A 25277-nucleotide genomic window follows, 5' to 3' on the forward strand; every position below is an offset into this window, starting at 1 on the left:
ACCACCGCCTCCTTCCAGTACTACAAGGTCAAGGTGGCCCTGGAAGGCCGCGTCTGGGACGAGTTCGACGGCAAGACCAACACCGCCCTCTCCGCGGGCGGCATCTTCAACAACTTCAACGACATCAACGGCGTCTACGGCGAGATCAAGGGCGAAGCCAACCTGTTCGCGGTCGGCAACAACCTCTCCGCCTTCCTCAACTCCGGTGTGAAGTGGAAGTCCCGCTACCAGGACACCTCCGTCACCCTCGGCGTTCGTTACCAGTGGTAGGCTGACGGACCCCGGAAATCAGCGCTGTGTCCCCGCCCGATCAAACCGGATCGGGCGGGGCTCCGCCCTCAACGGGCGTGCTGGAAGAAGTTGGACGCAAGTGATGTCCCTGCCGCATTGCAAGATCCCGGAAGCCGACGCTCCGCCTGCCGGTGAAGGCCGGGGCAAGCGCATCACCTATGGGCGCATCCAGGTCTACTGCCGTCGGGAGTACGGCTTCGTGCCGCCGACCAGCTGGATCGCGAGTGTTCTGGCCGAGCAGGGCATGACGCACCGCATGGCGCCCAATCGCAAGAACCCCTCCGTCGTGGCCCGTCCCTGTCCCCCGCACCGCCGCGAGCAGGTCCGCGACGCGATCCTGCAACTCGGCCAATCGAGCTGACGCAAGCGCCGGACTGATCCGGCGTCGGGCCGGGCCCCGGCCCTGGACTTAGGCCTGCCGAGCCTTCTCAGCCGCGAGGCGCGCCAGGACGGACGCCGGGCCAGGGCCGTCGCCGTCCACGGACTGACCGCGCAACTCCGCCAGGCTCAGGCCCGTGGCCAGCTTCAGCGCGCGGCGGAAGCTGCGGGCGTCCGAATAGCCCAGGCTCTCGGCGAGGTCGTCGGCCCTGTCGCCGGCGTTCAGACCGGGCGCCGCCCGACGCACGAGCGCCGCCCGGCGGATACTGCGGAAGCTCGCGCCTTCCTGCGTGAGGCCACGGCGCAGCTCGGACGACGCCAGGCCCAGTCGCCGCGAGGCCGTCTCGAAGTCGGCGTCGCCTTCGCTGAGACAGCGGAACAGGCTGCCGGACAGGCTGTCCTCGCCGCTCGCGTCATAGGCGACGCTGCGCGCCCGGGCCAGGTAGTTGAGCCAGGCCATCTCGCCTTCAAGCAGCGGATTGCCCAGCACCTTGGGTTTCGGCGGCCGGGCCAGGTAGGCGGCGGGGAAGCGCACGGCGGTGGTGTTGCGCAGCGCCACCGGGCTCAGGAAATAGGGGTGCGTCGCGCCGAGCAGCGGATGGTCGGGCGCGGTGGTGTCGAAGCGGCTCAGCGGCAGCAGGAAGCCGAGATAGAACGACATCTGGATGTGCAGGAAGGTGGCCAGCATCTCCTCCACGACCTGCTGCGCGCGCAGGTCGAGGCTGTCGGCGCGAAAGGCCAGCCGCGCCTCGTCGCCGCTGGTCTCCAGACTCAGGCGGCAGAAGGTTCCGGCGACGACGAAGAAGCGGCTGAAGGTGTCGATGGCGCCGGCCAGATCTCGGGTTGCGGCCACGGCCTGGACCATCAGGTTGGCGGTGCCGCGGTTCATTCGCCCGCGCGAGACGCCATGCATCTCGTCATCGACGGCGTTGATGATCAGGGCGCACATCAGCAGGTACTCGGCCGCGCCGAGCGGCGACGTCCCGTCCAGCCGCGCCGCCGCGCCGGCCGCCTCCAGGTCCGGCCGCACGTCGTAGCCCTGCCGCGCCGCGAGGCTGGCGGTATGGCCGATCCAGCCGAGCGGCATGGCGGCCGGACGCGCGGCGGAGTGGTCGGCCGCGAGGATCATGCCGCGCTCGGATCCTTCCCTGGCTTCGACATCGTCCGTCCCCGTTCGATGGGGTGAAACTGGGGCGGCCAGCCCGCGCCGTCAAGCAAGCGCGGCCAACGCGTCCTCCCCGGGCGGGCCGGCGCAAAAACCTGTCCCCCGGCGCCGTGAGAACCTGTCCTCGACGAGTCCTGGGCGCTGCCGCAGATATCGCCTCAACCCCCGGCGCTGAGACCGGCGGGACCACTCTTCCCAGGGGGGATGCGATGCGATCTGGAACCACCGCGGGGCTGGCCGCCCTGCTGACCCTGCCCATGGCCCCAGCCTGCGCCGCCGCGGCAACGGACGGGCCGGCGGCCGGCCAGGCGCAGATCGGCGAGGTGGTGGTCACCGCCGCCAAGCGCGAGACCACCGTCCAGCGGCTGCCGCAGGCGATCTCGGTGCTGAACGGCGGCGTGCAGCGCGACCGCGGCCAGCAGCGGCTGGAGGACCTGCAGACCAGCGTGCCGAACATCACCTTCGCCAGCACCAGCGACAACGCCCAGCTCTATATCCGTGGCGTCGGCAACACCTTCATCAACGCCGGCGGCGACCCCGGCGTGGCCTTCTATCAGGATGGCGCCTACGTCTCCGACCAGCGCACCACCAACACCTCGATGTTCGACGTCGAGCGGGTGGAGGTGCTGCGCGGGCCGCAGGGCGCCCTCTATGGCCGCAACGCGGTGGGCGGGGCGCTGAACATCATCTCCGCGCGGCCCACCGACAGTTTCCAGGGCCGGGTCGACGCCATCGTCGGCGACTACGGCCGGCGCGAGAGCGAGGGCTTCGTCTCCGGTCCCCTGATCGCCGGCGCGGCGGGGGAGGGGGGCGTCGATGCGCGGCTCTCGTACCAGGTGCGCCACCTGGACGGGTACACGCGCAACCTGCTGGCCGGACAGGCGGGCGCTCCGGCGCGGCTCGACGACCTCGACGCCCAGGCGGTGCGCGGCCAGATCAGCGCGAAGCTGCCCGGTGGCGGACGGCTGAATCTGCTCGCCTCCTACTACCACCAGGACGACGCCGGACCTGCGCTGGCGGTGGTTCCTGTGGCCGGGTTCACCTATCCGACGCAGCTGATTTTCGGCCTGGCGCCGAGCACGGACCCGCGAGCGGTCTACGCCGATGTCGGCATCGACCGGCTGAAGGTCGCCACCGTGCAGCTGAGCTACGTGCAGCCGATCGGCGAGGCCAGCCTGACGGCGCTGGTGAACTATCGCCATGGCCGCCAGTATTTCCTGAACGACTGCGACGGCACGGCGGCGGAAGGGTGCCGCTATTCCACGGCCACACACAGCGACGACGTCTATGCCGAGACCTATCTGACCTCGCCCGGCGGCGGACGCCTGCGCTGGACGCTCGGCGCCACCGGCCTGCGGTTCGACCAGGGCCAGTCGGTGGAGGTTCCCTGGCAGACGTCGGCCGCCTGGCTCGGCGCAGGCGGCGCGTCCGATCCCTTCTTCATCGACTACATCGGCGGCGGGACCCTGGCGGTGCGTTCGGCCGCGATCTACGCCGATCTGCGCTACCAGCTGACCCCCGTATGGGCGGTCTCGGCCCAGGCCCGGTACAGCGAGACGACCAAGCGGGCCGTGGAGTTCCAGACCATCGCCTCGTTCGGCGTGGACGTCTCGGGCTTCCGCAACAGGCTGAAGAACACCAGCGCCCCGTTCAAGGTCGCCATCGAGGGGCGCCTCGCGCCGGACGTGCTGGTCTACGCCAGCTACGCCACCGCCTACAAGGATGGGGCGATCAACATCGGCGCGCTGCAGACCACGGCCGTGCGCCCCGAGCAGGTGCGCAGCTGGGAGATCGGCGAGAAGGCGTCCTTCCTCGACCGTCGCCTGCAGGTCAACGCCGCGATCTTCGACAGCCGCTATCGCGACCTGCAGATCGCCCAGGTGGTGGGCACGATCGCCACCCTGGCCAACGCGCCGCGCTCGCGGATCCGCGGCGGGGAGATCGAGGCGGTGGCGCTGCCCGCGCGGGGCCTGCGACTGAGCGCGAGCCTGGGCTATCTCGACGCCCGCTTCGAACAGTTCTCGAACAGCCAGACCATTCCCGGCGCCGTCTCGGGGCCGCTGCAGAACCTGGCGGGCAACCGGCTGCCCTATGTGCCGTCGACCACCGTCAACCTCGACGTCCAGTACGGCTTCACCCTGGGCGCCGGGCTCAGGAGCACGCTCGACGCGCAGTACGCGTGGCGCTCACGCACCTACTTCAACGAATTCGACGACCCGGCCAACGCGGCGCCGGCCGGCGGGGTGCTGAACCTGGCGGCCTCGATCGGCCCCGAACGCGGCCCGTGGCGGCTCTACGGCTATGTGCACAACCTCGCCGACCGCACCTACCAGACCGGTTCGACCATCTACTCCGGGCTGCTGGGCGGGGAGAAGGCGGTGAACTACGCGCCGCCCCGCAACTTCGCCCTGGGCATTTCCTACAGCTTCTGACCGAGGAGACGGTGCGTGAGTTCTGGACAGTCCAACCCTGTGGTGACGCATGGCTTCTGTGCGCCCCCTTTCGAACAGGTGGCCGCCGAGTTCGCCCTGAACTTCGCCGAACGGGGCGAGGTGGGCGCGGCGGTGGCGATCTTCCACGAGGGAAGGCTGGTGGTCGACCTCTGGGCGGGCGTGGCTGACGCTGCGACCCACCGCCCCTGGGAGGAGGACACCCTGGCGGTGATGTTCTCGGCCACCAAGGGCCTGGCCGCCACCTGCCTGCACATCCTGGCGGACCGGGGGCTGATCGCCTTCGACCGGCCGATGGCGGACTACTGGCCGCAGTTCGCGGCCAACGGCAAGGCGGGCGTCACCGTGGCCATGATCCTCAGCCATCAGGCGGGGCTGCCGGTGTGGCAGGCCCCGTTGCCGGAAGGCGCGCTGTACGACTGGGATCTCGCCGCCTCACGTCTCGCCGCGGAGGCGCCCCTGTGGGAGCCCGGGACAGCCCACGGCTACCACGGCGTGACCATAGGCTGGCTCGAGGGCGAACTGGTCCGGCGCGTGACCGGCAAGAGCATCGGTCAGTTCTTTCGCGAAGACGTCGCGGGGCCGCTGGGCGCGGACGCCTGGATCGGCCTGCCCGAGGCCGAGCACCACCGCGCCGCGGATCTCATCCTGCCGCAGGCCGACCCCGGCTCAGCGTTCTTCCGCAAGATCGCCGACGAGCCGGACTGGTATGGCGCGAAGATGATGAGCAACAGCGGCGGGGACATCGGTCCCGACACGGTCAACTCGGCCCGCCGCCGGTCCATGGAGCACCCCTCCGCCGGCGGCGCCGCCAGCGCCCGGGGCCTGGCGCGGGTCTATGCGCCGCTGAGCCTCGACGGATCGGTGGACGGCGTCCGCCTGGTGCGGGAGGAAGCGCTGGTGGGGATGCGCCTGTGCCGCTCCGCCTCGGACTGCGATCTGCTGCTGCGCCTGCCGACCACCTTCACCCTCGGCTTCTCGAAGACCTGGGGCGATCGCAGGCTGGGGGCCGGCAACCATGTGATCCTCGGCGAGCAGGCGTTCGGAACGCCCGGTATGGGCGGCAGCCTCGGCTTCGCGGACGGCGAGGCGCGGCTGTCCTTCGGTTACGTCATGAACCGGCTGGGCGGCGGCGTAGGTCTGAACGATCGCGGCCAGAGCCTGGTGGACGCCGCCTACCGCGCCGTGGGCTTCAGACCTTCGCCCGCGGGACCGTGGACCCGGTAGCGTGGGCCGCCGGCTCAGCCGCCCGTCGGGGGGGGCAGGCCAGGGTCGTCGCGGACGAAACTCCCGGGCGTGGGGGGAGAGCGGGCGCCTTGGAGGGGGATCATGTCGCCCCTCGCCGGTCCCGCCCTCCCGGGCCGTCGCCTACGGCGCCTCGTTCGAGAAGATCACCGTGCCCGACGCGGCGAACATGCCGCCGACGCCGTGGCAGACCGAGATCTTCGCGCCGTCCACCTGGGCCGGAGCGATGCCGCGCATCTGCCGCACGCTCTCCTGCAGGGCGTACATGCCGTACATCCCCGAGTGCATGTAGCTGAGGCCGCCGCCGTTGGTGTTGAGGGGCAGCTTGCCGCCGATGGCGGTGTTCCGTTCACGGATGAACGCGGCGGCTTCGCCCGGCTTGCAGAAGCCGAGGTCTTCCAGGCCGTACAGCGGCAGGTGGGCGAAGGCGTCGTAGATCATCAGGTGATCGACGTCGCTGTGCTTGATGCCGGCTTCGTCGAAGGCCTTCTTGCCGGAGACGCGGAACGCCTTGGAGGAGGTGAAGTCCTCCATCTGGCTGACCATCGGCGTCTCGACGCTCTCGCCCGTGCCCAGGACGTATACCGGCTTGCGCGGGAAGTCCTTGGCGCGGTCGGCGCTGGTCAGGATCAGGGCGCCGCCGCCGTCGGTGACCAGGCAGCACATCAGCATGCGGAAGGGCCAGGCGATCATCGGCGAGTTCAGCACGTCATCGACGGTGATCGGGTCCTTGAAGCTGGCGCGCGGGTTCTTGGCCGCCCACTCGCGCTGGATCACCGACACCCAGGCCAGATCCTCTTCCGTCAGGCCGTAGGTCTTCAGGTAGCGCAGCACCGGGATGGTGAACATGGTGGGCGGGGAGGTGACGCCGTAGGGCATCTCGAACTGGCCCATCAGGCTGGACGGGTTGCGCCCGAAGCCGCCGGCGCCGACGCGCGACCGCCCGCTTTCGCCGTGGGTGATCAGGATGGTCTTGGCCAGACCCTCGTTGATTGCCGCCGCCGCGTGGCGCACGTGCAGCATGAACGAGCAACCGCCCACGCTGGTGCCGTCGGCATAGGTGGGGGTGATGCCCAGGTAGTGGGCCAGTTCCACCGGGCTGGCCCCGGCGGTGGCGACACCGTCGATGTCGGACGGCTTCAGGCCCGCGTCGGCCATCGCGTTGAGCGCGGCGTCGGCGTGCAGCTGAATGACGGACTGATCGGGGATCTTGCCCATCTTGGTGGTCTCGGCGGCGCCGACCACGGCGACTGATTTCGGCTTCATGGTCGGATCACCCCTTCGCCGGCTGGAACATGGGAAGGGCGGTCTCGCCGAAGGTCTCGAAGGTGACCTCGACCGGCATGTCGAGCTGCAGCGCCTCGGGCGTCTGCGGACAGCCGACGATGTTGGTCATCATCTTCGGGCCTTCCTCCAGCTTCACCACGGCGATGGAGTGCGGGTCCTTGCCCATGTCGGGGCGCGGGCGGTGGTTGATGACGTAGCTCCAGAGCACGCCCTTGCCGCTGGCGGCGAACACTTCCACCGAGCGCGAGCCGCAGCCCGGGCAGAACGGACGGGGCGGGAAATAGGTGTTGCTGCATTCGGTGCAGCGCTGCAGGCGAAGCTCGCCCGCCTTGCAGCCGTCCCAGAAATGCTGGGTCTCCGGCGTAGGGGATGGAAGGGCTCTATCCATAGGTGACGTTATCCTCGAAACGATGTTTTGAAAGGCGCACTAGAAAGACTACCCGGCCGCGCTTGTCGATGCGGTTCCGCACCGGAAGGCAAGCGCCCGCGCGCGAGGGGCGGTGCGGCGGCGAACAGCCTTGACCGCCGGGCGAGGGCGTGGCGAGTGTCCCGACCTTGAGAGTCCCCCAGCAGAGTTCCCCAGCGCGTTCCGAGCCGTGACCCCAATCGCTTCCATCGCCGTCAACACCGTCCTGCTGACGCTGATCATCGCCGTCCGCTACGTGCTGATCGCCTGGACCACCCACGCGCTGATCTGGCGCAAGGGGCGGACCGCCTCGGCTGGCGCGCAGCTGAACCGCGACTGGCCGCGCGCGGCCACCATCCGTCACGAGCTGAAGCTGTCGCTGCTGTCGTCGTGGATCTACGCCCTGCCGGCGGCCGTCGGCTACGAGGCCTGGAAGCACGGCGGCACGATGGTCTACCTCGACCCCCTGCAGTACGGCGTCCCCTGGCTGGTCCTGAGCGGTCTGATCTACCTGCTGGTCCAGGACGCCTATTACTATTGGCTGCACAGGGTGATGCACCACCCGGCGCTGTTCCGCTGGACCCATGCGGGCCACCACCGCTCGCGCCAGCCCACCGCCTTCGCCTCGTTCTCGTTCGACTGGAGCGAGGCGGCGCTCAACGCCTGGCTGCTGCCCGCGCTGACCTTCGTGCTGCCGATCCATCCGGCGGTGATTCTGCTGCTGCTGACGCTGGCGACCATCGCCGCGGTGCTGAACCACTCGGGCGCCGAGGTGCTGCCGCCGTGGATAGTGCGCGGGCCGGTGGGCGACTGGCTGATCACCGCCAGCCACCACTCGATCCATCACAACCACTACAACAAGAACTTCGGCCTCTATTTCCGGTTCTGGGACCGGCTGATGCGGACCGACACGCTGTAGCCGGCCCATCAAGCGGCGCCGTTGAACCAAAGCCCGTGGCGCCCGTTAGGCAATGTCTGAGCCGGGCGTGGGGCGCCCGGCGCGTCCGCTGCGGCGGGCGTTGCCGTGAGTGGGAGGGGTGTGTTGGGCGCTGGCGCCTCGGGGGAGTGGCTGTTCGAGTCCGGCGGCGAGGCGGGCGCCCTGATGGCGCGCCTCGACTGGAGCGCCACGCCGCTCGGCCCGCCGCAGACCTGGTCCGAGACCCTGAGGTCCGCCGTTCGGATGCTGCTGCCGTCGCGCGCCCAGATCGTGGTGTTCTGGGGACCTGAATACGTCGCGCTCTACAACGACGCCTACGCCCCGGCCATCGGCGAACACCATCCACGGGCGCTGGGGCGGCCGGCCCAGGAGAACTGGAGCGAGCTGTGGGACGACCTGGAGCCGATGCTCCGCCGCGTGCGGGAGCGCGGCGAGACGGTCGAGGCGCGGGACCGCCCGTTCTACGTCGAGCGCAAGGGCTACGGCGAACAGGTCAACTTCGACATCTCCTATTCCGCGGTGCGCGGGCCCGATGGTGCGGTGGAGGGGGTGCTGTGCATCGTCAGCGAGACCACCGAACGCCTCCGGGCGCAGGAGACGGCGGAGGAGGAGCGCCGCAGGCTGGCCGGCCTGTTCGAGCAGGCGCCGGGCTTCATGGCCATCCTGCGCGAGCCGGGCCACGTGTTCGAGCTGACCAATCGCGCCTACCAGCAGCTGATCGGCCATCGCGACGTGATCGGCCGCAGCCTGGCCGACGCCCTGCCGGAAGTGCAGGGCCAGGGGTTCGTCGATCTGATGACCCAGGTCGTCGCCACCGGCGAGGCCTTCCGCGGCGAAGCGGTGACGGTGGACCTGCAGCGCACGCCTGGCGCCCCGCTGGAGCCGCGAATCCTGGACTTCCTGTACCAGCCGATCCTCGGCGAGGACGGCGCGGTCTCCGCGGTGTTCGTGCAAGGCCACGACGTCACCGACCGGGTCAGCTCCGAACGCGCGCGGCGCGAGAGCGAGGGACGGCTGCGCCTGGCGGCCGAGGCGGCGGACATCGGCACCTGGGACCTCGATCCGGTGACCGGCGAACTGCGCTGGGACGACCGCTGCCGGCGGATGTTCGGCCTGCCGCCCGGCGCGCCGGTGACCTACGAGGAAACGTTCCTCGGCGGGCTGCACCCGCAGGATCGGGGCTGGGTGTCCGCGGCCGTGGATGCGGCGCTCGCGACCGGCGGCTCCGGCGGATACGACGTCGAGTACCGCACGGTCGGCCTCGTCGACCGGGTCGAGCGCTGGGTGGCCGCCAAGGGGCGGGCGATCTTCGACGACGGACGGGCGGTCCGCTTCATCGGCACGGTGGTCGACATCTCCGAGCGCAAGCGCGCCGCCGCGGCCCTTGCGGCCTCGGAACTTGCCTTGCGCGAGGAAGGCCACGCGCTGGAGATCCTCAACCGCACCGCGGCCAATGTCGCCGCCGAGCTGAACCTCGACCGGCTGGTGCAGACGGTGGTGGACGCCGGCGTCGAACTGACCGGCGCGCGCTTCGGCGCCTTCTTCTACAACGTCGTCGACGACGCCGGCGAAAGCTACATGCTCTACGCCCTGTCGGGGGCGCCGCGCTCGGCGTTCGAGCGGTTTCCGATGCCGCGCAACACCGCGGTGTTCGCCCCGACCTTCGCGGGCGAGGGCGTGGTGCGGTCGGACGACATCCTGGCTGACCCCCGCTACGGCCACAGCGAACCCTACCGCGGCATGCCCAAGGGTCATCTTCCGGTGCGCAGCTACCTGGCCGTGCCCGTGACCTCGCGGTCCGGCGAGGTGATCGGCGGCTTCTTCTTCGGCCACGAGGAGACCGGCGTTTTCGACGAACGCGCCGAGCGGCTGGTGGAGGGGCTGGCCGGCCAGGCGGCGATCGGCATCGACAACGCCCGGCTCTATCAGGCCGAGCTGCGCCTGAACCGGACCCTGGAAGCTCAGGTCGCCGAGCGGACCCAGGAACGCGACCGCATCTGGCAGGTCAGCCAGGACCTGCTCGGCGTGACCGACGCCCGCGGCGTCTGGCGCAGCGTCAATCCTGCCTGGACCCGGATCCTGGGGCGCGAGCCGGAAGAGATTCTGGGGCGCGGCGTCGAATGGCTGCAGGACGGCGCCGATCTGAGCCGGGCCGACACCCTGTTCGCCCTGGCCGCCGCCGGCGATCGCGCCTCGACCTTCGAGACCCGGCTGCTCACCCGCCAGGGCGAGGTCCGCACTATCGCCTGGACGGCCGTCCCCTCGCATGGCGAGCTTTACTGCGTGGGCCGCGACGTCACCGAAGAGCGGCGGCAGGCCGACGCGCTGGCCGAGGCCGAGGCGGCGCTGCGCCAGTCGCAGAAGATGGAGACCGTGGGCCAGCTCACCGGCGGCGTGGCGCACGACTTCAACAACCTGCTGCAGATCGTCACCGGCAACCTCGACACCCTCTTGCGACGGCTGCCCGAGGACTCGCCCCGCCTGCGCCGGGCCGCCGAGAACGCCATGACCGGCGCCCAGCGCGCGGTGACCCTGACCCAGCGGCTGCTGGCCTTCTCGCGCCGCCAGCCGCTCGCGCCCAAGCCCACGGACCTGAACCGGCTGGTCTCCAGCATGTCTGAGCTGCTGCACCGCACGCTGGGCGAGACCATCGACGTCGAGACGGTGCTGGCCGCCGGGGCGTGGCCGGTGGAGATCGACGCCAACCAGCTGGAGAACGCCATCCTCAACCTGGCGCTCAACGCCCGCGACGCCATGGACGACGGCGGCAAGCTGACCATCGAGACCGGCAACACCTACCTCGACCGCGAGTACGCCGGCTCGAACATGGAGGTCGCGCCCGGGCAGTACGCGATGATCTCGGTGTCCGACACCGGCTCGGGGATGAGCCCGGAGACCTTGCTGAGGGTGTTCGAGCCGTTCTTCACCACCAAGGAGGTGGGGCGCGGCACCGGGCTTGGCCTGTCCATGGTGTACGGCTTCGTCAAGCAGTCCGGCGGCCACGTGAAGGTCTATTCGGAGGTCGGCGTCGGCACGACGGTGAAGATCTATCTGCCTCGACTGGTCGGCGCCGAGGCTGTCGCGGACGAGGTCCAGGCGCCCCTCGCGCCGGAGGGCACGCGTGACGAGACCATCCTGGTCTGCGAGGACGACGACGACGTGCGCGCCTATTCCGTCGAGATGCTGCGCGAGCTCGGCTACCGCGTGCTGGAGGCGCACGACGGTCCCTCGGCGCTGCGGCTGCTGCAACGGCAGGAGGGGCGGGTGGACCTCCTGTTCACCGACGTGGTGCTGCCCGGCGGCATGACTGGGGCGGTCCTGGCGCGCGAAGCCCGGGCCTTGCGGCCGGACGTGAAGGTGCTGTTCACCACCGGCTATGCGCGCAACGCCATCGTGCACCACGGACGGCTCGACCCGGGCGTGGAGCTGCTCACCAAGCCGTTCGCCTATGCCGATCTGGCCGCCCGCGTGCGCGACCTGCTGGATGGGGCCTGACCCCCGGCCGGATTACGATTGTTTCACCCGCCAACCGGTTGCCGACCGCAAAGGCGTCACCAGATTCTGGCACACGTCGTTTCCCCATCGGAGCGGATCAACCCAGCCATGACTCCCGACGAACGCACCCTGCTGCAGCGCTTCCTGCAGGACCTGGTCCAGACCCCCGCCGGGGTGAAGGACGCCGAGGCCAACGACCTGATCGCCGCGACCCTGCGCGATCATCCCGACGCGGCCTATGTGCTGGTGCAGCACGCCATCCTGTCGGACCAGGCGCTGCACGCCGCGCAGGGCCAGATCGCCGACCTGCGCCGGCAGCTCGAGGCGGCGCAGTCGCAGACCGGCCGCGGCTTCCTCGGACAGGCGCAGCCGTCTCAGGGCGGCTCGCCTTGGGGCGCCCAGCCCGGCCCGTCCTACGGCCAGTCCCCGTCCTACGCCCAGCCGGCCTACGCGCCGGCGCCGCAATACCCGCCGCAGGGCCAGGGCTATCCGGGGCCCGGACCGTTCAACAGCGGCGGCGGCCTTGGGACCTTCCTGCGTGATGCGGGCACGACCGCGGCCGGCGTGGCGGGCGGCGCCTTCCTGTTCGAGGGCCTGTCCAGCATGTTCGGCGGCCACCGCGGCGGCGGCTTCGGCGGCTGGGGCAATGGCGGCGGCGGATACGGCGGCAACGAGACCGTCGTCGAGAACGTGACCAACAACTACTACGACGACAGCAGCGACGACCGCGACGACAGCGACGACAGCGACTGGTCGGACGACGGCTGAGTTGGGCGCGGCCCGGCGGGGCGCTTGCCATCCTGCGCGAACCGCCGCCAGATCGGCGGCTCTCGGAGGCTCGCCCATGTCCCGCTGGTTCGCCCTGGCGCTTGCGCCGCTGATGATCGCCGCCTGTTCCCAGGCGCAGCCCTCGTCGCCGGCGAAGCCGACGCCCACACCTTCGGCGAGCGACATCCTGGCCGGGTCGCCAGCCTCGGACTGGCGCCCCATCGATCCGGAGAACACCGTCTATCTGGACCTGCCCAAAGGGCGGGTGATCATCGAGCTGGCCCCGGCCTTTGCGCCCAACCACGTGGCCAACATCAAGGCCCTGGCCCGGGCGCACTATTTCGACCACGCCTTTGTCGTGCGGGTGCAGGACAACTACGTCGTGCAGTGGTCGCAGCCCGACAGCAAGACGCCCCTGGGCGCGGGCAAGGCGACCCTGCCGGCGGAGTTCGACCGGCCCGCCGCCGGCGCGCCCTTCGACCCTCTGCCCGATCCGGACACCTATGCGCCGCAGGTGGGCTTCTCGGACGGCTTTCCGGCGGCCCGCGATCCGGGCGCGGGCCGGGCCTGGCTGACCCATTGCTACGGCATGGTGGGGGCCGGTCGCGACAACGACGCCGACTCCGGCGGCGGGGCGGAGCTCTATGCGGTGATCGGCAATGCGCCGCGGCCGCTGGACCGCAACGTCACCCTGGTCGGGCGGGTGGTGCAGGGGATCGAGCTGATGTCGGCCATGCCGCGTGGCACGGGCGACCTGGGCTTCTATGAGCATCCCGAGCAGCGCATTCCGATCGCCGCGATCACCGTTGCCGCCGACCTGCCGCCGGCGCAGCGCGTGGCGCTGGAGAGCCTGAGGACCGACAGCGCCACCTTCGCCCGGCTGGTCGACGCCCGGCGCAACCGTCACGACGCCTGGTACAAGTACGCCTCCGGCCACGTCGACGTCTGCAATGTGAAGGTCCCGGTGCGGGCGCACGCCGCCCGCTAGGCTTCAACGCTTGTTGATCGCCGCGGCGGCCGAACCAGAGCTTGTTCCCCCGGTTCATCGGCGCATAGTGGCGCCCGCGGCAGGCAATCAGCCCGTCGCCTAACGAGACTTCGTGCGCCGGCAGGGCGACCAAGTCCGCGGCCGTCCTCCTGGCCTTCGGAAGACTAGGGAGGATCAGCCATGACCCGCACTCACGACGGCAAGGTGCGCGCCTTGGGGCTTGTAGGCCCCACGGGCGGCGGCAAGACGACGCTGCTCGAAGCGCTCCTGCAGGCGGCCAGCCTCAGCGACAAGCGCGGCGACAGGGTGGGCGACACCAGCCCCGAGGCCAAGGCCCGCGGCCACTCGGTGGAGCTCAATCTGGCCGGCTTCGACTTCATGGGCGACCGCTACGCCGTGGTCGACTGTCCCGGTGCGCTGGAGTTCTCGGCCGAGGCCGATGCGGCCCTGGCGGCGCTCGACTTCGCCATCGTCGTCGCCGAGCCCGAGGCGGCCAAGGCGGTGCTGCTGCAGCCGATGCTGCGCGAGCTCGAGCGCCTCGGCGTGCCCCGCGCGCTGTTCGTCAACAAGATGGATCAGGCCAAGGGAGCGCTGCAGGACCTGCTGGACGCTCTGGCGCCGATCAGCGCCACGCCGCTGGTGGCGCGCCAGCTGCCGATCCACGACCGCGACAAGGTCACCGGCTTCATCGACCTGGCGCTCGAGCGCGCCTTCGTCTGGCGCCCCGGCCAGCCCTCCGAGCGGGTCGAGATCGGGCCCGACATGGCCGACGCGGAGGCGCAGGCCCGCTTCCACATGCTCGAACAGCTGGCCGATTTCGACGACGCGCTGATGGAGCAGCTGCTGTCCGACATCATCCCCAGCCAGGACCTGGTCTTCGCCGACCTGGTGCAGGACATGAACCAGGGCCTGATCACGCCGGTGTTCTTCGGCTCGGCGCTGAACGGCTTCGGCGTGCGCCGGCTGCTGAAGGCGCTGCGGCACGAGACGCCGCCGCCGGATCGGGCCGCCGCGCGCCTCGGCGTGGAGGGCGTGGCCGCCTATGTGCTGAAGACCTCTTACGCCGGCCAGGCCGGCAAGCTGGCCCTTGCCCGGGTGTTCGGCGGCCGGCTGGCGGATGGCGCCGAACTGACCCTGCAGAACGGCGAGAAGAGCCGGGTGGGCGGCCTGTCCGCCGTGCAGGGCGCGGCGCTGAAGAAGCTGGCGGCGGCCGAACCGGGAGACGTCGTCGCCATCGGCAAGGTCGACACCGCCTCCGCCGGGCAGATCCTCTCCGCCAACGGCAAGGCGCAGGTCCCCCGCATCGCTGTCGCCCGCCGCCCGCCGCTGTACGCGGTCGCCGTGTCGGCGCGAAACCGCAACGACGACGTGCGCCTGTCCGGCGCACTGCTGCGGCTGGTCGACGAGGACCCGGGCCTGTCGCTGCATCACGACGCCGAGGCGCGGCAGGTGTTGTTGCAGGGCCAGGGCGAGGGGCATGTGCGCCTGGCGCTGGAACGTCTGAAGCGGCGCTTTGGCGTCGACGTCGCCACCGACCGGCCCAAGACCCCCTACCGCGAGACCATCAGCAAGGGCGCCACCCAGCGCGGCCGGCACAAGAAGCAGAGCGGCGGACACGGCCAGTTCGGCGACGTGACCATCGAGATCAAGCCGCTGCCGCGCGGTTCGGGGTTCGTCTTCGACCAGAAGGTCACCGGCGGGGCTGTGCCCAAGCAGTGGATCCCGGCGGTGGAGCAGGGGGTGCGCGACGGCCTTGCCAAGGGGCCGCTGGGTTTTCCGGTGATCGATGTGCACGTGACCTTGCTGGACGGCGCCTGGCACAGCGTCGACTCCTCGGAGATGGCGTTCCGCACGGCGGGCCGCATCGCCATCGAGGAGGGGCTCAAGGCCTGCGGCTCGGTGATGCTCGAGCCGATCGAGAAGCTGAAGGTGTTCACCCCGGCGTCGGCGATGTCGAACATCAATTCGGCGCTCTCGGCGCACCGCGGCCAGATCCTGGGATTCGGTCCGCGGGAGGACTGGCCGGGCTGGGAAGCCATCGAGGCCTACCTGCCGCAGGACGAGTGCGTCGAGCTGATCGGCGAGCTGCGCTCGCTGACCCAGGGGCTGGGGGCGTTCGAGGCGCGGTTCGACCACATGGCCGAGAGCCGCAAGGGGGTCGAGGCAGGCGCCTAGGCGTCAGGCGCCAGGGGCGGGGGTCGGGCGAGCGCCGCCCGGCCCCTACACCCCGGCGGTGCGCTTCAGCAGGTTCTGGAAGGCGTCGAACAGGCGGCGGACGACGGCGGACTTGTAGGGAAAGATGTCCGGCGGATCCATGTCGTGGATGATCAGGGCGTTGTCGGCCTCGAACACCAGCAGCCGGCCGTCCGGCGTCTCGGCGCAGTCGACGCCGAAGTAGTCCAGGGCGAAACGATCGTTGAGCGCCTCGAAGGCCTCGGCGTGGCGGGCGGCGAAGCCGTCGTCGAAGGTGGCCATGGCCTGGGCCTCCTCCATGCGCTTGGCGGGGTCCTCCAGCATGCCGGCGTTGAGGTAGTGCACCATCCAGTGCTGCGAGATCGCCAGGTGGGCCAGGAACGGCTGGCCGGCGACGAACACCACGCGGTACTTGCGATAGAGCCCGTCTACGCTGCGATAGTCGATGAACGGCGCCAGATAGAAGGCGTCAGCCTCCTGGCCCGCCAGGTACTCGGCCAGGGCCGCCGCGTCGTCGATGCGTTCCAGGCCGCCGCCGGCGTGGGAGCCGACCGGGCGGACGATGATCGGGAAGTCCTGGCCGGGCAGCAGGTCCCCGACCGCGCCGAGCCCGGCGGCGATGGCGAACACGCTCTCGCGCGGCGCGCGCGTAGTGGCGGGGGCGAGGATCGAGGGCTCGTCCGCCAGCAGCTCGGCGGCGGCGTCGCGGCGCATGTTGAGGATGCCGGAAGTGCGACGGTTGAGGGCCGGCCGGGGCCAGGCGCCACGCGCCTCGTTCAGCGCCTTCAGCACCGCGGTGCTCTGGTCGGACTCGCCGATCGCCACCAGGGCCACGTGATGGCCGGGGAGGGTCGCCGGGAGCGGCTCGTCCAGGCCGATGTACAGCAGGTCGAGGGTGATGTCTGACCCTTGCAGCAGAAAGTCCACCGGCGTGTTGGCCATGAAGTCGCCGGGCGCGCAGACCGCGAGCAGATGCAGGCCCGAGCCGTCGCCGTGCACGGTGCGGAAGTGGCGCTGGGCGCGCAGGACATCCGCCTGCAGCGCCAGTCCGGTCTCCTTCTGGCCGACCAGCTGTAGCAGACAGGCGAGGTCGAGGGCGGCGCCGAGGTCCGGCTCGGCCGCGGCGGCGCGGGCCTGCAGGTCGGCGGCCAGGGGGCCGAGATCCTCGCGGCGGAACACCCGACCGGCGAGGTCGGCCAGGCCCAGGCTGATCGCGGGGGCCGGTCCGTCCGGGGCGTCGGGCTCTGAAGGAAACATCGGATCGGCCAGCGACATGCACGCGCCCTCTGGAGAGGCGTCGGACTCAGGGTGAGCGACGCCTGTTCAGTTGCGAGGAACGTGGTTAATGCCGCGATAACCAGAGTGCGGCGGGGCGCCGCAGACCGTCTGGCTGGAGCATGGGTCTTGTGCCTGTTCGAGGCTATGTAAGGGGAACAGGCGCCGTCCTGGTCGGTTCCGACCGGGCGGCTGCTTGAGGCCGGCTGCGGAAAGAGCGGGGCATGAGTGTCAGCACGAGCGAGCGGCAGCCACCGCGATGGGCCGGGCGCGCGGCGCGCGACGGCGGCTCTCTGCGGGTCATCCTGGCGGCCCTGGCCACCAACCTCGCCATCGCGGTCATCAAGCTCGCGGCGTTCTTCCTGACACGCTCCAGCGCCATGCTCAGCGAGGCGGCGCATTCGGCGGTGGATTCCATCGATCAGGTGCTGCTGGTGGTCGGCGAGCGGCGCGGCCGACGCGAGGCGGACGAGACCCATCCGCTGGGCTACGGCATGGAGGTGTATTTCTGGTCGTTCATCGTCGCGCTGATGGTGTTCACCCTGGGCGGCGGCGCGGCGATCTGGGAGGGGGTGCTGCGCATCCTCCATCCCGAGCCTCTGATCCGGCCGTGGATCAACTACCTTGTCCTGGCGATCTCGGGCCTGCTCGACGGGACCAGCTTCCTGGTAGGCCTTCGGGAGTTCCGGCGGATCACCCGCGGCCGCCTGACCCTTGTGCAGTTCCTGGGCGTTTCCAAGGATCCGCCGCTGTTCGCCACCCTGATCGAGGACGCCGCGGCCCTGATCGGCCTGGTGGTGGCGACGGCCGGGATCACCGCCTCGGCCTACTTCGGCGTCGTGTGGGCGGATGGGGCGGCATCGGTGGCGATCGGCGTGCTGCTGGTGGCCAGCGCCGGCTTCATCGCCAACGAGACGCGCAGCCTGATCGCGGGCGAATCCGCCGCCGCCGTGGTGGTGCAACGGGCCCGCGCCGTGGTGGAGGCCGACCATCGCGTGGTCCGCATCGACCAATTCCTGACCTTCCACCTCGGGCCCAGCCGGATCCTGGTGGCGGCCACGGTGCACTTCATCGCACCGCTGGACCGCGCAGAGGTGGAGACCGCCGTCACAAACATGTGCGCGGCGATCCGCGGCACGGACGAGCGCATCCACGACGTGTTCATCCGCGCCATGGGTGGCTGCGAGACCTGAGCGGGTCAGCGGCCGATCGGCTCGCAGGTCTCCACGGCGGCGTTCAGTTCGGCGCCGAACATCACCACCATCACCGACAGCCAGATCCAGGTCATGAAGCCGGCGACGCCGCCCAGGGAGCCGAAGGTGCGGTCGAACTGGCCGAAGTGGGCCACGTACCAGGAAAAGCCCACCGACATCGCCGTCCAGCCCAGGGCGCCGACGATATTTCCGGGGGCCACCAGCCGCCAGCGCGAACGCCGGTCCGGACCGAGCGCATAGAGCAGCGACAGGCTGACCACGAGCAGCAGCAGCAGCACCGGCCAGCGCAGCAGGCCCAGCAGCGCCGCGCTGCGCAGGCCGAGCCGGGCCAGCAGTTCGGGTGCGCCGACGACGCAGGCCATGGTCAGAACCGCGAACGCTGCGCCAGCCCCGGTGAAGGCCAGGGACACCAGGTTCAGCTTCACGAAGCCGCGCCGCTCGTCCTGTTCGTAGGCGCGGCTCAGCGCCCGCAGCAGCGCCTTCATGCCGGCGTTGGCGCTGTAGAGCGAGATCGCCACGCTGAGGATCAGGGTCACGGTCAGACCGCCATGCTGAGCCAGCGACAGCCGCAGCATGGCGTCGTCCAGCACCCGCACGGCGCCTTCCGGAATCACGCCCGCCAGGTGGCCGACCTGGCGGCGCGCGCCGTCCACATCGGCGAACAGGCCGTAGAGCGAGACGATGGCGCTGAGGGCGGGGAAGAGCGCCAGCAGGCTGTAGAAGGTCACGCCGGCGCTCACCGACGGCATGTCGTCGCGCACGAACTCCTGAACGGCGAAGATGATCAGCCGGGGCCAGTGGCCGGGGTGGGCCAGCGTCCGGGCCCCATCGACATTGGCTTGCAGCTGACGTTCCAGACGGCTTGAGAACACGTGTGCGGCCCTGCTTTCGCCACAGGAATTCCCCGGCGCGGTCCAGGTTCCTGCGTCGCGGCGCGGCGATCAGGCCAGGGTGCGGAAGGTCACCGAATAGCGCAGCCGATCCATCGGCGTGATCGAATGCTCCCACTGGCTGCGCGCGGGGCCGCTCAGCAGGTAGGCCGACCGCGGGGCGAGGGGGACGCTCAGGCGCTCGAACCCGCCATCCGGCAGGCGACGCCGCAGGCGCATGGCGCACGGCGCCAGCAGGGAGACGCCGACCACCTCACCGAACTGCGGCTTGTCACGGTGCCAGCCGATCCCGGCGCCCTCGCGGTACTCGTTCACCAGGCACTGCACGAAGTCCTCGGCCGGCCGGCCGGCGAAGGCGCCGACCCGCCTGCGCAGCGCGGCCAGGGCGTCGGGCAGGGGCGCGGCCGTCTCCACCGCCCGCCGGCCATAGTCGTAGCGCAGGCCGAACGCGACGACGCGGCGGTTGCCGAGATAGCCGTGAAACTCGAACGGGGCGAAGGGCAGGGCGGCGAGGTCGCGCGCCAGGGCGGCCTCTTCCTGCGGGTTGAGGAGATCGGCCTGGTAGCGCCATCCGTCGGGAACGGCGGGCAGGGCGGGGGTGAGGTCGCCGGCGAACAGGTCTCCCTGGCCGCTGGCCGAAGCTTTGGGCATGGCTGCCCATGTCGTGGTCGTGCGCTGACGGCGCAAGCCTTTCGGCCTGCCGGTGGCGACGCGCCGCATGGGCTAATCGCCCGAGGCGGCCTATGCCAACCCTGGGCGAGCACGAAACGAGGGCGACATGAGCCTGGAATTCCTTGTCGGGGCGATCATCGGCTCCGGTCTCTTCATCTTCGCCGGCCGTGCGCCGGCCGAAAAGCTGCTGGCGCTGGTGCAGCAGCGCCTGGGCCGGGGCCGCTAGGGCCGTCCAAGGGCGCAAAGGGCGGGCAAGATCGTTTGAGTCGCCCTGATCAAGACCATCGGCGCGCGCTAGGGTGATCCGGTCGCGTCCGGGATCACCCGGGCGATCAGTGAGAGTCCCATGACCGCCAGCGCCCACGCCGCCTGCGACGCCGCCATCGCCCGCGCGCGCGCCGTCACCGCCGCGCCGAAGCACCCGCGGCTCGTGCTGGCGACGACCATTCTCGCCTCCAGCCTGGCCTTCGTGGACGGCTCGGTGGTCAGCGTCGGGCTCCCCGCGATCGGCCGCGCCCTTGGGGCGGATGCGGCCGACCTGCAGTGGGTGGTCAACGCCTACCTGCTGCCGCTCAGCGCCCTGCTGCTGCTGGGCGGCGCACTGGGGGACCGCTACGGCGAGCGGCGGATGCTGATCGCCGGGGTGGCGGTGTTCGCCGTGGCCTCCGCCGGCTGCGCCTGGGCGCCGACCCTGGGCTGGCTGCTGGCCGCGCGCATGCTGCAGGGCGCCGGCGCGGCCCTGCTGATGCCCAACAGCCTGGCGATCCTGGGGGCGGCCTTCGACGGCGAGGCGCGCGGGCAGGCGGTGGGCGCCTGGGCGGCGGCGGCGGCCATCGCCGGGGCGGTCGCCCCGCTGCTCGGGGGATGGCTGATCGACGGCGCAGGCTGGCGCTGGATCTTCCTGATCAACCTGCCGGTGGCCGCCGGGGCGATCGCCCTGGCGCTGGCGGTGGTGCGCGACGCCGCGCCCGGCGCCGCGACAGCGCCGCTGGACGCCGGCGGCGCGGCCCTCGCCAGCCTAGCCCTCGGCGCCCTGACCTGGGGCCTGACCCTGGTTTCCGGACCCGCCGGGGCGAGCGGCGCCAGCCTCGGGCTGCTGGCCCTTGGCGCGCTGGCCGGGGCAGGGTTCGTGGGGCTCGAGGCGCGACGCGGCGACCGGGCGATGACCCCGCCGGCCCTGTTCGCCTCGCCGAGCTTCATCGGCCTCAGCCTGCTGACCTTCCTGCTGTACGGCGCCTTGGGCGGACTGATGGTGCTGCTGCCCTATGTGCTGATCCAGGCGGCGCACTATTCGGCGACGGCGGCCGGCGCGGCGTTGCTGCCGTTCCCGCTGGTCATCGCCATCGCCTCGCCGCCGATGGGGCGCCTGGCGGGGCGGATCGGCGGACGGCTGCCGCTCAGCATCGGACCGATGGTGGTGGCGGCGGGCTTCTTGCTGGGCCTGCGCATCGGTCCGCAGGCCGACTACTGGCGCGAGGTGCTGCCGGCGATCCTGCTGATCTCGATCGGCATGGCCGGCGCCGTCGCGCCGCTCACCACCGCGGTGCTGGCTTCGGTGGACGCGCGGCATGCCGGCTCGGCCTCCGGCTTCAACAGCGCCGTGGCGCGCACCGGCAGCCTGGTCGTCACGGCTCTGCTGGGCCTGGCGCTCGCCGCCCAGGGGGCGGCGCTCGAGACGGCCTTCCGCGCGGCGGCCGTGGGCGGCGCGGCGCTGTCGCTGGCCGCGGGCGCCTGCGCCTGGGCGCTCGTGCGGGACCCGCCACGCGCACCCTGACGGCGCCGCTTTCGGGCAACCGCGCTCGGTCAGCGACAATCCGGCCGGCGCGCTGCGCGGCTAGGCTCGGCCCCTTGTCGAGTTCGTGGGGCGCGCCCGTGTCAACGCCATCGTCCGACCCCTCCGCCGCGTCGCCCCCGCTGGACCCGCTGGTCCTGCTGGCGGAGATGGGCCACCGGGTGGCCAACGAGTACAGTCTGGCGATCGCCTCGATCTCGCTGGCGGCGCATCGCACGCATCATCCCCAGGCGCGCACCGCCCTGGACGCCGCCGCCGAACGTCTGCGCCGCTACGCCAGCGCCCATCGCGCCCTGCAGGCGCCGCTGGGCGGTGGGGCGATGGATCTGTCGGCCTATCTGCGCGAGCTGTGCCGCGCCCAGGTGCAGGCCTGGCTGGCCGAACGCAACATCGCCGTCACCCTGGTGGAGTCGCCCGTCGAACTGGATGCGGAGCGCTGCTGGCGGGTGGGGATGATCGTCGCCGAGCTGGTCACCAACGCCGCGCGCCACGCCTTCGACGTGAATGGCGGCCGGGTCCTGGTTGAGGTCCATATGTCGGACGACGAGGTGACGTGCCGGGTCAGCGACGACGGAGGCGGCTGGCTCGCCGGCGCGGGGAGCGCCGCGCCGATCCCGGGCATGGGCACGCGCATCATCGACGCCCTGGCCCTGGACCTCGGCGGCAGGATCGAGCGGCGGTTCACCGCGGCGGGGGCGCGTGTGCGGCTGAGCTTCCCGTGGCGCGGGCCGGGGACCTCACCGACCGCCACCGCCGGCCGCGGACCTCGCTGACCTGCGCAGTCAACTTCGTTCGTCAGGCGAGTTTACTCTACTGATGAAAGATTCCGCGCAGGTATGGTTAATAAAACCCTAATTCTTCTGGACAGGCGCCAGCAGTTGCCGGCAAGGTTGCGCCATGTCCGACGTCGCCGTCAGCAACAGGTCAGGGTGGAAGGCGTACCTCAAGCGGGTCGCGCCCTTCCTGCTGATCGGCCCGATCTCCGGGCCGCTGCTGGAGCGCATCGTGTTCAACCTGCAGGAAGGCCGGCCCGTGCGCGCCGGCCTCTATGGCGTGGCGCTGGCGGAGTACGTGGTCCTGCTGCCGGCGGTCACCGCGCATCTCACCGCCCAGCTCGGACACAAGCTGTTCTTCTGAACGGATAGACCGTCGCCGCAGACGTCCGATCGCCGGCCTCGCAGGCCCGGCATTAAAACAGCTGTTTGATTTTTTGCGCGGCTGGTCCAAAGATGCGCGCCGACATCGACGCGCGGGCCCGACCTGCGCACAGCGCCCAAAGGGAGAAAACCGCATGAGCGAGACGACCACAGCCCCCACCGCAGGATCGTCCTTCACCCTCAATCCGATGGACGAGCTGAACGACCTGCGGATGTCGGCCAAGGCCATGCCGCTGCTGGAGCACGTCAAGCGCTTCATCCGGGAAACCGTCGAGCCGATGAGCGAGGAATTCCATCGGCTTGGCGAGGGTCGCCCCGACCCGTGGCAGTACGCCCCCGGCCAGCTCGAAGCGCTGGAGCGGGCCAAGGACAAGGCCAAGGCCGAGGGCCTGTGGAACTTCTTCCTGCCCAACGCCGAGACCGGCGAGGGCCTGTCGAACCTCGACTACGCCTACATCGCCGTCGAACTGGGCAAGAACCGGCTGGCGTCCGAGACGATGAACTGCGCGGCGCCCGACACCGGCAACATGGAAGTGCTGGAACGGGTCGGCACGCCGGAACAGAAGGAAAAGTGGCTCAAGCCGCTGCTGGAAGGCAAGATCCGCTCGGCCTTCGCCATGACCGAGCCGGACCGCGCGTCGTCCGACGCCAAGAACGTCTCCATGCGCGCCACCCTGGTGGGCGACGAGTACGTCATCAACGGCGAGAAGTACTACATCTCCGGCGCCGGCGATCCGCGCTGCAAGATCATGATCACCATGGTGCAGACCGATCCGGACGCGCCGGTGCAGCACCGCCAGTCGCAGATCCTGGTGCCGATGGACACCCCCGGGGTGCAGGTGCTGGGACCGATGTGCGTGTTCGGCAATGACGACTCGCCGCACGGCCACATGCACATCCGCTTCGACAACGTGCGCGTGCCCAAGGAGAACATGCTGCTGGGCGAAGGCCGCGGCTTCGAGATCTCGCAGCTTCGCCTCGGCCCGGGCCGCATCCACCACTGCATGCGCGCCATCGGCCAGGCCGAGAAGGCGCTGGAGCTGATGGTCACCCGCGGCCTGACCCGCGAAGCCTTCGGCAAGCCGCTGGTGCAGCTGGGCGGCAACCTGGAGATCATCTCCCGCGCCCGCATCGACATCGAGGCCATGCGCCTGATGGTGCTCAAGGCGGCCAAGGCGATGGACGTGCTGGGCAACCAGGAAGCGCGCGTGTGGATCCACATGGTCAAGGCCATGGTGCCGGTGCGCGTGTGCGAGATCATCGACCAGGCGATCCAGATGCACGGCGCCACCGGCGTGTCGCAATGGACGCCGCTGGCCGGCATGTACACCAGCCAGCGCACCCTGCGCATCGCCGACGGCCCGGACGAGGTGCACCACATGGTGGTGGGCCGCAACGAGCTGCGCCAGTACCGCGCCCAGCCCAGCGATCCGTCGCTGGCGGCGGTGTTCCGCCACTAGACCAGGCAGGCGCGCCTGACCTGATCGGGGACCCGTCGGCCTGGCTGGCGGGTCCCTAATCATGTGCGTAGAAATTCTGCGGTCGCGCGCTGCGGTCAGGCTTCCTACCTGTGCGGCTGGTTTTCTCCCCCAGAAGGGCCCTTCTTCGATGCCTTCCCTGTTCGAACCCCTGACCGTCGGCGCCGTCACGCTGAAGAACCGCATCGTCATGGCGCCGCTGACCCGCGCACGCTCCGGCGTCGAGCGGGTTCCCGGCCCGCTGGTGGCCGAGTACTACGCCCAGCGCGCCGGCGCCGGCCTGATCATCAGCGAGGCCACCTCGGTGACGCCGCTCGGCGTAGGCTACGCCGACACCCCCGGCATCTGGTCGGACGAACAGGTCGAGGGCTGGAAGCTGGTCACCGAGGCCGTGCACAAGGCCGGCGGGCTGATCTTCATGCAGCTGTGGCATGTCGGCCGGATCTCCGACCCCAGCTTCCTGGGCGGCGAGCCGCCGGTGGCCCCCAGCGCCATCGCCGCGCGCGGCGACGTCAGCCTGCTGCGCCCCAAGCGTCCGTACCCAGTGCCGCGCGCCCTCACGCTGGACGAGATCGCCGAGATTGTGGAGGCCTATCGCAAGGGCGCCGAGAACGCCAAGCGCGCCGGCTTCGACGGCGTCGAGCTGCACGGCGCCAATGGCTACCTGCTGGACCAGTTCCTGCAGGACGGCTCGAACACCCGCACCGACGCCTATGGCGGCTCGATCGAGAACCGCGCCCGGCTGATGCTCGAGGCGGTGGACGCGGCGATCTCGGCGTTCGGCGCCGACCGGGTCGGCCTGCACATCGCCCCGCGGGGCGACGCCCACGACATGGGCGACAGCGACCTGGAGGCGGTGTTCACCTACGTGGCCCGCGCCGCGCGTGAGCGTGGCCTGGCCTTCCTGATGGCCCGCGAACACCAGGGCGAGGGCCGGCTGGGCCCGAAGCTGAAGGCCGAGTTCGGCGGCGTGTACATCGCCAACGAAGGCCTCGACCTGGCCGCGGCCGAGCGGCTGGTCGCCAGTGGCGAGGCCGACGCGGTCGGCTTCGGCAAGCTGTTCATCTCCAACCCGGACCTCGTCGCCCGGTTGAAGACCGGCGCGCCGCTGAACCCCTGGAAGCTGGAGACCTTCTATTCTCCGGGTCCTGAGGGGTACACGGACTATCCGGCGCTGGAGACGGCAGAGGCCTGAC

General features: G+C 70.7%; 21 protein-coding genes. 15 read left to right on the forward strand and 6 right to left on the reverse strand.

Going from position 1 to position 25277, the window contains the following annotated elements:
* Both ACO2Q3_RS06045 and ACO2Q3_RS06050 read left to right on the forward strand, forming a co-directional pair.
* On the forward strand, positions 1-270 hold a 270-nt coding region (locus ACO2Q3_RS06045; protein ID WP_423305662.1), incomplete at its 5' end, for a hypothetical protein.
* 103 nt (positions 271-373) lie between these two features.
* The gene (locus ACO2Q3_RS06050) at positions 374-652 is read left to right on the forward strand and encodes a hypothetical protein (RefSeq protein ID WP_423305663.1); all 279 of its coding nucleotides are present in this window, start codon (positions 374-376) and stop codon (positions 650-652) included.
* A 48-nt stretch (positions 653-700) separates the two neighbouring features.
* Here the strand turns inward: ACO2Q3_RS06050 and ACO2Q3_RS06055 are convergent, their stop codons facing one another.
* Positions 701-1798, reverse strand: coding sequence for an AraC family transcriptional regulator ligand-binding domain-containing protein (locus ACO2Q3_RS06055; protein WP_423305664.1), 1098 nt, complete (start codon positions 1796-1798; stop codon positions 701-703).
* A 245-nt stretch (positions 1799-2043) separates the two neighbouring features.
* Between ACO2Q3_RS06055 and ACO2Q3_RS06060 the strand changes: the two genes are divergently transcribed.
* Positions 2044-4266, forward strand: coding sequence for a TonB-dependent receptor (locus tag ACO2Q3_RS06060; RefSeq protein ID WP_423305665.1), 2223 nt, complete (start codon positions 2044-2046; stop codon positions 4264-4266).
* A 15-nt stretch (positions 4267-4281) separates the two neighbouring features.
* Entirely contained in the window at positions 4282-5511 is a 1230-nt protein-coding gene (locus tag ACO2Q3_RS06065) for a serine hydrolase domain-containing protein (protein WP_423305666.1), read from the forward strand.
* A gap of 141 nt (positions 5512-5652) precedes the next feature.
* Here the strand turns inward: ACO2Q3_RS06065 and ACO2Q3_RS06070 are convergent, their stop codons facing one another.
* Both ACO2Q3_RS06070 and ACO2Q3_RS06075 read right to left on the reverse strand, forming a co-directional pair.
* Positions 5653-6795 carry a thiolase C-terminal domain-containing protein gene (locus tag ACO2Q3_RS06070; RefSeq protein WP_423305667.1) on the reverse strand — a complete coding sequence of 381 codons (1143 nt, stop codon included), beginning with the start codon at positions 6793-6795 and terminating at the stop codon, positions 5653-5655.
* Between the two features lie 7 nt (positions 6796-6802).
* A complete protein-coding gene (locus ACO2Q3_RS06075) occupies positions 6803-7204 on the reverse strand; it encodes a Zn-ribbon domain-containing OB-fold protein (protein WP_423305668.1) in 402 nt (133 codons plus the stop codon).
* 208 nt (positions 7205-7412) lie between these two features.
* On the opposite strand from ACO2Q3_RS06075, the gene ACO2Q3_RS06080 reads away from it, so the two are divergent.
* From ACO2Q3_RS06080 to ACO2Q3_RS06100, 5 genes are all read left to right on the forward strand, one after another.
* A complete protein-coding gene (locus ACO2Q3_RS06080) occupies positions 7413-8141 on the forward strand; it encodes a sterol desaturase family protein (protein ID WP_423305669.1) in 729 nt (242 codons plus the stop codon).
* 123 nt (positions 8142-8264) lie between these two features.
* Positions 8265-11654 carry a PAS domain-containing protein gene (locus ACO2Q3_RS06085; RefSeq protein WP_423305670.1) on the forward strand — a complete coding sequence of 1130 codons (3390 nt, stop codon included), beginning with the start codon at positions 8265-8267 and terminating at the stop codon, positions 11652-11654.
* Between the two features lie 108 nt (positions 11655-11762).
* The gene (locus ACO2Q3_RS06090; RefSeq protein ID WP_423305671.1) at positions 11763-12422 is read left to right on the forward strand and encodes a DUF2076 domain-containing protein; all 660 of its coding nucleotides are present in this window, start codon (positions 11763-11765) and stop codon (positions 12420-12422) included.
* 76 nt (positions 12423-12498) lie between these two features.
* On the forward strand, positions 12499-13410 hold the full coding sequence (locus tag ACO2Q3_RS06095; RefSeq protein ID WP_423305672.1) for a peptidylprolyl isomerase: 912 nt from the start codon (positions 12499-12501) through the stop codon (positions 13408-13410).
* Between the two features lie 180 nt (positions 13411-13590).
* Positions 13591-15585 carry an elongation factor G gene (locus ACO2Q3_RS06100; RefSeq protein WP_423305673.1) on the forward strand — a complete coding sequence of 665 codons (1995 nt, stop codon included), beginning with the start codon at positions 13591-13593 and terminating at the stop codon, positions 15583-15585.
* A 45-nt stretch (positions 15586-15630) separates the two neighbouring features.
* Here ACO2Q3_RS06100 and ACO2Q3_RS06105 read toward each other — a convergent pair whose 3' ends face one another.
* On the reverse strand, positions 15631-16878 hold the full coding sequence (locus ACO2Q3_RS06105) for an ATP-grasp domain-containing protein (RefSeq protein WP_423305674.1): 1248 nt from the start codon (positions 16876-16878) through the stop codon (positions 15631-15633).
* Positions 16879-17102: 224 nt separating this feature from the next.
* Here ACO2Q3_RS06105 and ACO2Q3_RS06110 point away from each other — a divergent pair, with 224 nt between their 5' ends.
* Positions 17103-18071 (forward strand): cation diffusion facilitator family transporter, encoded by a 969-nt coding sequence (locus tag ACO2Q3_RS06110; protein WP_423305675.1) that lies wholly within the window; start codon positions 17103-17105, stop codon positions 18069-18071.
* 5 nt (positions 18072-18076) lie between these two features.
* On the opposite strand, the gene ACO2Q3_RS06115 is transcribed toward ACO2Q3_RS06110, so the two are convergent.
* Positions 18077-18964, reverse strand: a complete 888-nt coding sequence (locus ACO2Q3_RS06115; protein ID WP_423305676.1) for a YihY/virulence factor BrkB family protein — start codon at positions 18962-18964, stop codon at positions 18077-18079.
* A gap of 69 nt (positions 18965-19033) precedes the next feature.
* A complete protein-coding gene (locus ACO2Q3_RS06120; RefSeq protein ID WP_423305677.1) occupies positions 19034-19633 on the reverse strand; it encodes an alpha-ketoglutarate-dependent dioxygenase AlkB in 600 nt (199 codons plus the stop codon).
* 367 nt (positions 19634-20000) lie between these two features.
* Between ACO2Q3_RS06120 and ACO2Q3_RS06125 the strand changes: the two genes are divergently transcribed.
* From ACO2Q3_RS06125 to ACO2Q3_RS06145, 5 genes are all read left to right on the forward strand, one after another.
* Positions 20001-21428, forward strand: coding sequence for an MFS transporter (locus tag ACO2Q3_RS06125; RefSeq protein ID WP_423305678.1), 1428 nt, complete (start codon positions 20001-20003; stop codon positions 21426-21428).
* 98 nt (positions 21429-21526) lie between these two features.
* The gene (locus tag ACO2Q3_RS06130; protein ID WP_423305679.1) at positions 21527-22219 is read left to right on the forward strand and encodes a sensor histidine kinase; all 693 of its coding nucleotides are present in this window, start codon (positions 21527-21529) and stop codon (positions 22217-22219) included.
* A gap of 124 nt (positions 22220-22343) precedes the next feature.
* A complete protein-coding gene (locus ACO2Q3_RS06135; RefSeq protein ID WP_423305680.1) occupies positions 22344-22583 on the forward strand; it encodes a hypothetical protein in 240 nt (79 codons plus the stop codon).
* A 154-nt stretch (positions 22584-22737) separates the two neighbouring features.
* The gene (locus tag ACO2Q3_RS06140; RefSeq protein WP_423305681.1) at positions 22738-24063 is read left to right on the forward strand and encodes an acyl-CoA dehydrogenase family protein; all 1326 of its coding nucleotides are present in this window, start codon (positions 22738-22740) and stop codon (positions 24061-24063) included.
* Positions 24064-24211: 148 nt separating this feature from the next.
* Positions 24212-25276 (forward strand): alkene reductase, encoded by a 1065-nt coding sequence (locus ACO2Q3_RS06145; RefSeq protein ID WP_423305682.1) that lies wholly within the window; start codon positions 24212-24214, stop codon positions 25274-25276.
* The last annotated feature ends 1 nt before the right edge of the window (position 25277 follow it).

It is taken from the genome of Caulobacter sp. KR2-114 (assembly GCF_049446115.1).
Taxonomy (GTDB): Bacteria; Pseudomonadota; Alphaproteobacteria; order Caulobacterales; family Caulobacteraceae; genus Acaudatibacter.